We start from the raw sequence: 10,403 nt of genomic DNA on the forward strand, positions 1-10,403 counted from the left end.
GGCAAGCGAAGCCTAACACCCCACCCGCTAGTGCGCTGGGAAAACTAGCGCGTCGCCTGCTCCAAAAGCTCCAGAATGTGGTGGTAATCCTCGCCGGTAGCACGGGTCAGGCCGAGCTCGCAGGTGCGGTTGGTCGAGGCGTGATACTGCGCCCCGATTTCCTTGACTTGCGCTGCCTCGGCGCGGGTGGCGGCTTCTGTAAGTTCTGGGTGGAGCATGCCGCGGTCGCCAGCATAACCACAGCAATTCCAGTCAGTAGGAATGTGGACCTCGGCCGCGGCGGCGCGGGCTACCTTTTCTACGTCCTCCATCATGCCCAGCTGGAAGGCAGAGCAGGTGGGGTGCACGGTCACGGAGGCCGCGGGGTTCTTAACCTCAAGCTGTGGCAGGAGGGTATCGGCCGTAAAGCTAATGGCGTCGATGACGGTAATGCCTACCGACTCCAGCATGTCCTTAAATCCGGCGGTGCAGCTGCTGGCGTCCACGATGACCGGCAGGCGCGCACCATCGGTGGCCTCCATAACGACATCGCGCACGCGCTGTTCCATTGCATCGTGGCCGGCCTGCATGCCCTTAGAAGCCCATGGGGTGCCACAGCAGAGCTTGTCGATGCCCGCCGGAACCTCCAGCGCTACCCCGGCACGCTCCAGAAGAGCCACGAAGGAATCGGTAGTGCCCTTACCGTCGCCCTGCGGGCCAAACATGGTGTTCACGCAGGCTGGCAGGTAGATGCCGGTGGTCTGCGCGTAGCGGTCGCCCACGCGCCCGGCCAAGCGCCCGCGGGACTTGCCGCCCTTGCCCAGCTCCGGCTGGTACTGCGGCAGGTTATCGGTGCCGATGAGGCTGCGGCCCACGTCGGTAACCTTCTTGACCAGCTCGGTGGGAAGCAAGTGCGCGCCGGTCAGCGCCAGCCCGGCGCCTTGGCTAACCACCTGCCAATTCTTGGCGGCCGCGCCCCATAGCTTCTGCTGCGCTGGTTGCGCCTCCTCGCGGCGCAGGCGCTTGATGAACTTGCCGGTATCGATGCCTACTGGGCAGGCGGTGCGGCACATGGAATCCACCGCGCAGGTCTCGATACCCATGTACTCGTACGCCTCATCCAGCTCGGCTACGAGCTGGCTATCGCCTGCTTCTTCCGCGCGCTTGCGGGCTCGCCGCACCACAATGCGTTGGCGTGGGGTCAGCGTGAGATCGCGCGACGGGCAAACCGGCTCGCAGTAGCCGCACTCCACACAGCGGTCCACTTCCTCTTCCACGGTGGGATTGAGCTTGATGTTTTTAATGTGCGCATCCGGATCATCATCCAAGATGACGCCCGGGTTCATCGTGTTGGTGGGATCGCAGGCCCGCTTGAGTTCCTGCATGACCGCATAGAGCTCGTCGCCGTACTGGCGGCGCACATACGGCGCCATGGCGCGGCCGGTGCCGTGCTCGGCCTTGAGGTTGCCCTCGGCGGAGAGGACCAAGTCCACCATGCCCTCGTTGAAGTCGTTATACCGACCAATGGCGTCATCGCCTTCAAAGCGGTCCGTGAGCAGGAAGTGGATATTGCCGTCCTTGGCGTGGCCGAAAATGACGGCATCGTCATAGCCATAACGGGTAAAGAGTTCCTGCAGCGAGGAACAGGTATCAGCCAGATCGCCGACGGGTACCACGATGTCTTCCAAAAGGGCCGTCGTACCGGAGGGGCGTGCCTCTGCTACTTGGGCGTAGAGACCCTTGCGGAAGTTCCACGCGGCATTGCGAGCGGCGGTGTCTGCAGAGAAAGCGGCCGGGGACTGCAATGGCAGCTCGCGCAAGAGCTGCGAGCCCTTGCCCTCCTTATCGCGCAACTCCTCTTCTGCATCCGCATGGTATTCAATGAGCAGTGCGGCCTGCTTGCCTACATCGAAACCGGTGATGGCCTGCGGAACCTTGTCAAAGCCTTGGCCCACGCGAATAGAGGCGGAGTCCATTAGCTCCAGGGTGGCCGCCCCGGTATCCAGCAGAGCCGGCAGGGACTTGGTGGCAGCGGTGAGATCATCAAATACCGCCACCGTGGTGGTGGTCAGCTTAGAAATCGGCACGGTGCGGAAAACCGCTTCCGCAATAAAGGCCAAGGTTCCTTCCGACCCGATAAGCAAGTGCTCAAAGAGCTTGACCGGGCTATCAAAGTCCAGGAAGGAATTGAGGCCATAGCCCATCGTGTTTTTCAGCTGGAAGTGGCGGCGGATAATATCCACGGACTCTTGATTATCGCGCACGCGGCGCTGCAGGCGGATAAGCGTGTCCACCAGCTCCGGCTCCTGCTCTTGGAACTGCCGGTCGGCATCCGGATCGGCGGTGTTAATCACGGTGCCGGTGGGCAGCACGAAGGTCAGCGATTCCAGGGTGTTATACGTATTGAGCTCAGTGCCGCAGGCCATGCCGGAAGAGTTATTGGCTACCACGCCGCCAATGGTGCAGGCAGACTCGCTCGCCGGATCCGGGCCGAGCTTGCGGTTGCGCAGGCCCAACCGAGCATTAACCTGGCGCACCGTCGCACCAGGCTGGACGCGCACGCGCTTGCCCTCATCCAATACCTCGATGCCGCGGAAGTGCTTGCGCACGTCCACCAGGTAACCATCGCCAGAGGCCTGGCCGGCAAGGGACGTGCCGCCGGAGCGCAGGGTTACCGGAACATTCTGCTGTCGGCCCGCACGGAAGATGGCGGCCACGTGCTCGGCGGAGCGAGCCTCGATGACTGCCTTGGGGGTGTACAGGTAGTGCGAGGCATCGGAGGCATGCGCCACGCGGTCAATAACCTCGGTTTTTACCTCCATCCCGTAGCGGTTAGAAAGTTCTTCCACATCAACGACACCGGTAGTCATGTACCGTAGCCTGCCTTCCCAGAAATAAAAGAGTACGTAGTTGTTCACACATTGCACTCCCCTGCGCGCACAGGTGCAAGTTAGGAGGGGCTTAGGAAAGCCTTTCCACCACACCCGTGGCTCGGCTGGATACTGCGCAGACATTTCTCAGATAAACCCGCACCCTTTCCCGCCTAGCGGGTGATCTTCATCTATCCTGGAATGCGTGTCTGCGAATTTGAATAAACATCTAGCAACGTTGTCGAAGCGTGGTCGCAACCGAGTTTTGGTTGGCGACCTTGACTATGCCGGAATCACTGGCAAGGTTTATACCCCCGCGGAGGGCCAAAGCCTGCCCGCCGTGGCCTTTGGCCATGACTGGATGCACAAGATTAAGGATTACCACGCCACCCTGCGCCACCTAGCCAGCTGGGGCATCGTCGTGGTAGCCCCCGATTCCGAGACCGGCCCCTTCCCCAACCACCGCAACCTGGCCGCGGATATGGAATCCGCGCTGCAGATTGCCGCCGGGGTAAAGCTCGGCGCCGGAAATATTACGGTCTCCCCGGGCAAGCTCGGCATGATTGGCCACGGCATGGGCGGTGGTACGGCCGTGCTTGGCGCCTTGGATAACCAGAAGGTCGCCGCCGTCGCCGCCATTTATCCTTCCATCACCGCGCCATCTGCGGTGCAGGCAGCCCGCCGCATTAATGCCCCGGGCTTGGTCATTGGCGCCGGTCAGGAAGACATTTTCAATGCCGGCAACCCCGCCAAGCTGGCCCATAACTGGAATGGCCCAGTCTGCTTCCGCGCCATCGACAAGGGCACCCACGCTGGCTTTACCGAAGATCGCCTGCGCAAGCTGGCCATCGGCACCGCCGCATTCCAATCCGGCCCCACCGAAACCGCCCGCGGCTTGGTCACCGGTTTCCTCCTAGCCACCCTCAATGACGATTCCACCTACGCCGCCTTTGCAGATCCAGAGGCCAGCGCGAAGAAGGTAGAAAGCCTGGTAGGCGAAGACCTGGCCGAGCGCGCCGGCGTAACCCGCGACGCCTAAGTATTAGCCCCGCCGCAGCACAGATTGCACCTGCCCCGACGCGTTCCGTGAGCGCGCCGGGGCAGCGCCATATCGGGGCCTTGGTACCGCCGCCGCTTGCCGACGCCCCACCTGGCCCTCCTCCCTTCGCGCCTCCTGCATGGCTTTATCCGCAGACTTTTCTAGCTCGTCCTGCGCTTTCGCCAGCGTTTTTTCAAATTCCAGCAGGCGTTTAGCCGTCCTTTCCCGAAAGCCCTGCGCAAATTCTGCGAAGTCATTATTCATTACCACTGACCTGCCTTTCGTGCCTTAATGGTTGGTTCTTCTGGAGCGGGCGCCGCCTCCTGCTGCGGTGCCGGCTGTGGTGACGGTGCCGGTGCTGGTTCAGGAACTGGGGCTGGTGGCGGTGCCTCCGCTGGACCGGACGCCGGGAGGTGTGCCGCCTTCTCTGGCGGCGGCGTTGGCTCCTCTACCTGAGACAGCTCAGGAGGCGGAGTCATGACGCCATCATCACCAGTTGGCTCCGGTTTGGGCTCTGGCTCTGGCTCTGGTTTAGGTTCCGGGCAGGGATCAGGTTCTGGCTCAAGCTCCGCCTCAGGAACGGGGTCCGGTTCAGGTTCCTGCACTGGGCAATCCGCCTCCGACATGATCTCCAAGCACTGCGCGGCGCCTTCCACAATGAGTCCCACGCCTACCAAAGCGATTCCGGCCCCCACCATGCCGAGGCTGCCGCTGCAAGAGGATTCAATTCCACAGCCTTCTGAGCTGGTTTGGGTCGTTTCCACACATTCTTCGGTACTTTCCGGGCAGAGCGTTTCCTCGCCTGCGCCCGATTCAGAAGCGGGCTCCGTATCCAAGTCTGGTTTAGGTTTCGGCTCTGGCTGAGGTTCAGGTTCCGGGCACGGTTCTTCTACTTGCTGTGGCTGTTCTGGCGGCTCCTGCGGCGGAATGATCTCCGCCTGTGCCGGCCTAGTGATCTCTACTTCGCGCTGGGACTGCGATGGACGCTCGGTAAATGATTGCTCGGTGCACTCTTGGCAATGGCAGCCGAGACCGTGTTCTGCAGTGGTCTCCATGTGCACTTCCGGCTTGGCTGAAGGCTCGGGAGTAGGTGTGCTAGTCCGCTCCGGCTCCGGTTCGGGGCATTCCCTTGGTGGAACTGGTGGTGGCGAAGGAGGCGTCGGCTGTGGCGGCGCGGAAGTGATGTGGCTCGATTCTTGTTTTGAGTAAGGCTCCGGCATGGGCGTGGGCTCTGGTGGGCACTCCACTTGAGCCGGCTCGGTGGGCTGCGAGGGCGGAGGCGGGCATTCTTCCTTCGGCATCGGCTTAGTGGGAATAGGAGTGTCCGGGCATTGTTCTACCGGTGCAGGGCAGGCACCATCTGCAGGTTTAGCCGGCGTCGGGCATTCTTCCGGCATCGGACGCTCACAGACGCATTCGCAGCGTGATTCAAACTCGTTATAGCAGGACTCAATCGCATCATCGCGGTCGCGGCAGGTGCTAGCGATATTGTGATTCGTCTCTTCGATAACGCGCCCGCCGATGGTGGAAAGAATCGGGATGATAAACCGGGCCAGCGGGTGCTTGGTGGCCACCATGGACAGGATATTCAGCAATGGGATGACCGCAGAGATGAGCTCGGTAAGGGCAGTGTCGGAGACATCGACGACGTCGGCAATAGCGCCTGAGCACTGCTCCGCCGAGCTGGTGAGATGTGCGGCATCTTGGCGGTCAATGTCGAAGTCTTCCTGTACGCCGCACAGGTGCTCCCGCATGGCGCCCTGAGCCACCGCGGAATCATCCTGCTGCAAATAGCCCGCTAGTCCAGCACCGCCTGCCTTCGGGCGACTGCCGCCCACCGCCGCGACGGTGTTTTTCACCAGGTTTTCGGGCGCGATGCCATCGACCGCACCGACTAACTCCCCCAGTAAATTCATCGGCATGCTGGGGCCCGGGTAGCTTCCCAAGCATGCGAATTGGAATTGGGAAATCGCGTTGGAATAATCCCCCAACAAGGATTTGGTCAGCGTACTCACCTGTTCGCCTCCCCGCCGCGCGCAAAGGAGCTGCCAAAGGACTCATCAAAATCGGCAAAGGCGCGCACCTGTTCATGGGCGGCGTGGGCGGTGGCGGATAAATTATCCAACCTCTGCCCGCCACGCTCATGGATGCGCGCCAAGACATCACGAATGCGCTCACCGTGGCCGCCAAAGTTGCGTCCAGCCGCGGCCACCGGAAAATCCGGTACCTCGGCCCAGTGGGCATCGCGTTGCTCGTCGTTATCGGCTACGACCTGCCGTAGTGCGGACATCGCCTCCGAGGGGCGAAGAAAAACCTCAGACACTGGTGTATTCCCCCAAATCCATATGCGGTAAAAGTTCTCACCTTCATTGGACTGGGGATTACGCCAAATGGTTCCCTAGGAGGCCAAAATTCTTCCGCCCCGGCGGTTGTCCTAGACCGAGGAAACGATGGCGGAAAGCCTCCCGGCAACCTTGCGAGCCTGCTCCTTATCGGCGGCCTCCACCATGACGCGGAAAACCTCCTCAGTGCCGGAGGGGCGCAACAGGACGCGGCCGGTTTCGCCAAGTTCTTCCTCGGCCTGGGCAATGGCTTCTTGTACTTCGGGGGCGTCCATGATGACGCCCTTATCAGAAACCGGCACGTTAATGAGCACCTGCGGCAGCACGGTCATCACCGATGCTAATTCTTTTAGGGACTTCCCGGACTTGGCCATGCGCGCCATGATGGACAGGCCAGTAAGCGTGCCGTCACCAGTCGTGCAATCATCTGGCAACACGACGTGGCCAGACTGCTCGCCGCCCAAGGAGAAATCGCCGCGGTTGAGCTCTTCCAGAACATAGCGGTCACCTACTGCGGTGTGACGCACCTCGATGCCTTGCTCCTGCATGGCTAGCTTCAGGCCCAGGTTAGACATGACAGTTGCTACCAGGGTGTTATAACGCAGATCATTATCCTCCTTCATGCCTACGGCCAGCAGTGCCATAATCTGGTCACCGTCAACAACATTGCCCTCGGCATCCACAGCCAGGCAACGGTCGGCGTCGCCATCGTGTGCCAGGCCCAGATCGGCGCCATGCTCGACGACGGCCGCCTGCGCCTTTTCAATGTGCGTCGAACCGCAGTCCTCATTGATATTGAAGGCATTCGGCTTGTTGTGGATAGCAATAACCTCTGCGCCAGCCGCCTCGTAGGCGATCGGAGCAACCTTGGAGGCCGCACCATTGGCGGTGTCCACGACCACCTTGATGCCGCTGAGGTCGGTGGAGACCACTTCCTTCAAGTGGTTGAGGTAGCGCTCACGTCCGTCCGGGGCCTCCGAGATGATGCGGCCCAGCTTGGTGCCGGTCGGGCCATCCTCGGTGAGGTTTTCCATGGTGGCCTGAATCTGATCTTCTACCTCGTCCGGCAGCTTCTTACCACCTGCGGAGAAGAACTTGATGCCGTTGTCTGGCATCGGGTTGTGGGAGGCGGAAATCATCACGCCCAAATCTGCACCATAGTCATCCGTCAGGTAAGCAATTGCTGGGGTTGGCAGCACGCCCACGCGCACCACGTCCACGCCGCGGGAAGCCAGACCGGACGCAATCGCCGCATCCAGCATCTCGCCGGAGACACGTGGGTCGCGGCCGATAATGGCTAGCGGCTGGCGCTCGTAGGATTCACGCTTGGCGGTAAATACCTCCGCAGCGGCCTGGCCTAGTTGCAAGGCCAGAATTGGGGTCAGCTTCTTGTTCGCGAGGCCGCGAACGCCATCGGTTCCAAAAAGTCGAATCATGCAGTCAATTATGCACTCCTGTGCCTATCGATTAACTGTTGGGGCGGTTTAGGCGAAGGCCAGCTTCTGGTTTATCAATGCGTTGAGTGAAATTCCTTCCTTGCTTCCATCACTAGCTTGCGATGCAGCGTCGGGGAGGTTCGAACGTTGAATTTTCCCGATTATGACCGAGCCCCAACGGTTGTGGGATAACTTCCCCTGAAACCTGCATATCTTCTACTACTTCCGCAACCAACATCAGAGGTTCCTGCTCTGCACAGCTACGGTCAGAAGCCAGCCAGGATAGTGAAGAAAACTCGGCAGCCGTCGCCACAAACTCATTATCCTCTTCAGACCAGAAGACTTGATAGGTGTATTTGCTGACGTCCATCTTTTATCTTCTTTCTTGCTCGGTTTGTAGTTTTGTACAGCTTTAAGAAGTTCCGAAAGGTGGCGTTTGCTGGGCTTCTTTTCATTTTGGCCAAGATTTCTTCTACGCTGCTCCTCACATTTATTCAGTAACACATATAGTACTGCCATGTAGAGGTGTCCTTCTCCTCTGCCGAAGCTCAAAACGACGAAAGCCGCTACTTCCCAAAGGAAGCAGCGGCTTTGCGTAGCGCTTGCGCGCGCAGTAGAAGCGAGATTAACGCTTGGAGTACTGCGGTGCGCGACGTGCCTTGTGCAGACCGGCCTTCTTACGCTCAACTGCACGAGCATCTCGGGTGAGCAGACCAGCCTTCTTGAGGGCGGTGCGGTCAGCCGGGTTGTAGATGTTCAGTGCACGAGCGATAGCCAGACGCAGGGCGCCAGCCTGACCGGTTGGGCCGCCGCCGTTAACGGTGACCTTGAGGTCGAACTGGTTCTCGCGCTCCAGCAGGGTCAGCGGAGTGAGGATGTCCTGCTGGTGCAGCTTGTTCGGGAAGTACTCGCCGAACTCGCGGCCGTTAACCACAATCTGGCCGGAGCCAGCAACGAGGCGAACACGTGCGACGGCGCGCTTACGGCGACCGACGGTCTGGATCGGGCCCTCGTGTACCGGAGCGGCAGCCTCGACCTCTTCGGTCTCGGCCGGTGCAATGGAATCACCGATGGTGTTGGTGAACTCTTCGGTAGCGGCGCTTGCTGCAGCGATGTCAGCAGCGTCGGCTACGTTGTTGTCGATGTTCTGCTCAGACATTACTGTGCCACCTGCTTAAACTCGAAGGTTTCCGGCTTCTGGCCGGCGTACGGGTGCTCTTCGCCTGCGAAGACGTGCAGCTTCTTGATGGAAGCGCGGGAGAGCTTGTTGTGCGGCATCATGCCGGCAACGGATTCTTCGATAACGCGAACCGGGTTGGCGTCCAAAGACTGACCCAGGGTCATGGACTTCAGGCCGCCCGGGTAACCGGAGTGGCGGTAGCGCATCTCACGGCCGCGCTTGTTGGAAGAAACGTGGATCTTGTCAGCGTTGATGATGATGACGTGGTCACCAGCGTCAACGTTCGGTGCGAACTGTGGCTTGTGCTTGCCGCGCAGCAGGTCTGCAACGGTGGAAGCGAGCTTGCCCAGCACCACATCAGTAGCGTCGATGACGTACCACTTGCGGGTGATGTCACCGCTCTTTGGGTGGAAAGTAGACAATTTGACTCCTTGAAAGTCTGTCTCGGAACTGCCGGCCAGCGCTAAGCATCCATTCACTCCCGTACAGCGGCCGGTGGAGACCTGCAGGGAGCGCTTCGCCAGCTGCTTGCCGACGAGCGAACACATAGGTTTCCTACCCTACTTGCTCACCTGCCCAAAGACCAAAACATCGAAACCGGCGCCTTCCGCGGCTCAAACGGGAGGTGCCGGCTCGTGGGTACGGACTAGAAAGGTACGACTTCAAAGAATGGAAGAGATAGCAAGAGAAAAGAACTAGAAAAGGAGTATTCACGCTGGCTTCTTGGTCGAGGCTGCGGCTGCGTCCGCCTCCTGCCACGCGGGTGTGGTCAGTGGCACCGCAGCCCCGACGGGGACAGCGTAGAACCGTGCGAACAAGGTGTGGATTTAGCCCCAGCTTGCGGCGGCGCGACGATTGACGTCGCTCATTGCATCATTGCCCTGCGAGACGGTCTTGGAGATGGTGGCGAGCACGGTGTTGAGTTCTTGCGACGCCTTATCCCACTTGGCCTGTGCTTGGTTATAAGCCACGGCGGACTCGCCTTCCCAGGTGCTCACCATCGGCTGCAGGCGCGCCTTCAGGTCTGCCAGAGTGCTGTTGATGCGACCAGAGGTGGCGTTGATATCGGCTGCGGCGGAAGAAATGGCACCGAATTCGTATTTGATCTCGGACATGTGGTGGTGGATTCCCTTCTGTGAATCTATAGCTTTGAGGCTGCGGACTAGTGAAGTGTGCGGTGCGGTTTAGAGAGCGAGGCCGCCGCCCACGTTGGAGAAGGCCTGGGTGTTTTCGGCTTCCACGTTGTCGAAGTTGTGGGCGTTGCTGCGGATATTGTCAGAGATTGAGGCCAAGGCCTCGCGCAGCTGCTGTGCAGAGGTGTTGTAGCGCTGCATCAGGTCATCGAAGGAGACCTGGGCCTGGCCAACCCAGCTGCCGCGGACGGAGTCGACGACGCCCTGCAGGCGGCTGAGCTCGCCTTGGACTTCATCATTGGTGTTATCGACTTTGCCGGCGGTGGCGATCATGACATCGGCTTGTGTCTTGAAAGTCTGAGACATAAGAGTGCGCCCCTCCTTAGGGCGGATGAGATTGTGTGTATTTCCCCCGAAAAAGCAG

10 protein-coding genes and 1 pseudogene are annotated in these 10,403 nt (G+C 60.2%); 1 reads left to right on the forward strand and 10 read right to left on the reverse strand.

The genetic code is table 11. From position 1 onward, the window contains the following. Positions 1–44 precede the first annotated feature (44 nt). On the reverse strand, positions 45–2,849 hold the full coding sequence (locus QP934_RS00895; RefSeq protein ID WP_419126541.1) for an FAD-binding and (Fe-S)-binding domain-containing protein: 2,805 nt from the start codon (positions 2,847–2,849) through the stop codon (positions 45–47). A gap of 205 nt (positions 2,850–3,054) precedes the next feature. Between QP934_RS00895 and QP934_RS00900 the strand changes: the two genes are divergently transcribed. After that, a complete protein-coding gene (locus tag QP934_RS00900) occupies positions 3,055–3,888 on the forward strand; it encodes a dienelactone hydrolase family protein (protein WP_337888064.1) in 834 nt (277 codons plus the stop codon). Between the two features lie 3 nt (positions 3,889–3,891). Here the strand turns inward: QP934_RS00900 and QP934_RS00905 are convergent, their stop codons facing one another. The 9 genes and pseudogenes from QP934_RS00905 to QP934_RS00945 form a co-directional block, all read right to left on the reverse strand. Next, positions 3,892–4,152: a hypothetical protein gene (locus QP934_RS00905; protein ID WP_269954288.1), complete on the reverse strand. Its 261-nt coding sequence runs from the start codon at positions 4,150–4,152 to the stop codon at positions 3,892–3,894. Then, positions 4,152–5,903 (reverse strand): hypothetical protein, encoded by a 1,752-nt coding sequence (locus QP934_RS00910; RefSeq protein WP_419126542.1) that lies wholly within the window; start codon positions 5,901–5,903, stop codon positions 4,152–4,154. Before QP934_RS00910 ends, QP934_RS00905 begins: the two co-directional genes overlap by 1 nt. After that, the gene (locus tag QP934_RS00915) at positions 5,900–6,211 is read right to left on the reverse strand and encodes a hypothetical protein (protein WP_284792062.1); all 312 of its coding nucleotides are present in this window, start codon (positions 6,209–6,211) and stop codon (positions 5,900–5,902) included. Before QP934_RS00915 ends, QP934_RS00910 begins: the two co-directional genes overlap by 4 nt. Before the next feature lie 111 nt (positions 6,212–6,322). Next, positions 6,323–7,666 (reverse strand): phosphoglucosamine mutase, encoded by a 1,344-nt coding sequence (glmM, locus tag QP934_RS00920; protein WP_284792061.1) that lies wholly within the window; start codon positions 7,664–7,666, stop codon positions 6,323–6,325. Between the two features lie 48 nt (positions 7,667–7,714). Further along, positions 7,715–8,036: pseudogene (locus QP934_RS00925) on the reverse strand (type II toxin-antitoxin system HicB family antitoxin). A gap of 255 nt (positions 8,037–8,291) precedes the next feature. After that, positions 8,292–8,825, reverse strand: a complete 534-nt coding sequence (rpsI, locus tag QP934_RS00930) for a 30S ribosomal protein S9 (RefSeq protein WP_204610198.1) — start codon at positions 8,823–8,825, stop codon at positions 8,292–8,294. Then, positions 8,825–9,268: a 50S ribosomal protein L13 gene (gene rplM, locus QP934_RS00935; RefSeq protein ID WP_049378943.1), complete on the reverse strand. Its 444-nt coding sequence runs from the start codon at positions 9,266–9,268 to the stop codon at positions 8,825–8,827. The genes rpsI and rplM overlap by 1 nt, the downstream gene beginning before the upstream one ends. A gap of 405 nt (positions 9,269–9,673) precedes the next feature. Further along, complete coding sequence (locus QP934_RS00940) at positions 9,674–9,961, reverse strand: WXG100 family type VII secretion target (protein ID WP_005322746.1); 288 nt, start codon at positions 9,959–9,961, stop codon at positions 9,674–9,676. A 69-nt stretch (positions 9,962–10,030) separates the two neighbouring features. Beyond that, positions 10,031–10,345, reverse strand: coding sequence for a WXG100 family type VII secretion target (locus QP934_RS00945; RefSeq protein ID WP_337888067.1), 315 nt, complete (start codon positions 10,343–10,345; stop codon positions 10,031–10,033). Positions 10,346–10,403 lie beyond the last annotated feature (58 nt).

This window comes from Corynebacterium sp. MSK122, assembly GCF_030229435.2.
GTDB lineage: Bacteria > Actinomycetota > Actinomycetes > Mycobacteriales > Mycobacteriaceae > Corynebacterium > Corynebacterium marquesiae.

What these genes read in the sequence shown, in the direction of transcription:
- QP934_RS00905 (WP_269954288.1), bottom strand. Translation starts at nt 4,152, where the DNA reads ATGAATAATGACTTCGCAGAATTTGCGCAGGGCTTTCGGGAAAGGACG.
- glmM (WP_284792061.1), bottom strand. Translation starts at nt 7,666, where the DNA reads ATGATTCGACTTTTTGGAACCGATGGCGTTCGCGGCCTCGCGAACAAG.
- QP934_RS00895 (WP_419126541.1), bottom strand. Translation starts at nt 2,849, where the DNA reads ATGACTACCGGTGTCGTTGATGTGGAAGAACTTTCTAACCGCTACGGG.
- rpsI (WP_204610198.1), bottom strand. Translation starts at nt 8,825, where the DNA reads ATGTCTGAGCAGAACATCGACAACAACGTAGCCGACGCTGCTGACATC.
- QP934_RS00940 (WP_005322746.1), bottom strand. Translation starts at nt 9,961, where the DNA reads ATGTCCGAGATCAAATACGAATTCGGTGCCATTTCTTCCGCCGCAGCC.
- QP934_RS00945 (WP_337888067.1), bottom strand. Translation starts at nt 10,345, where the DNA reads ATGTCTCAGACTTTCAAGACACAAGCCGATGTCATGATCGCCACCGCC.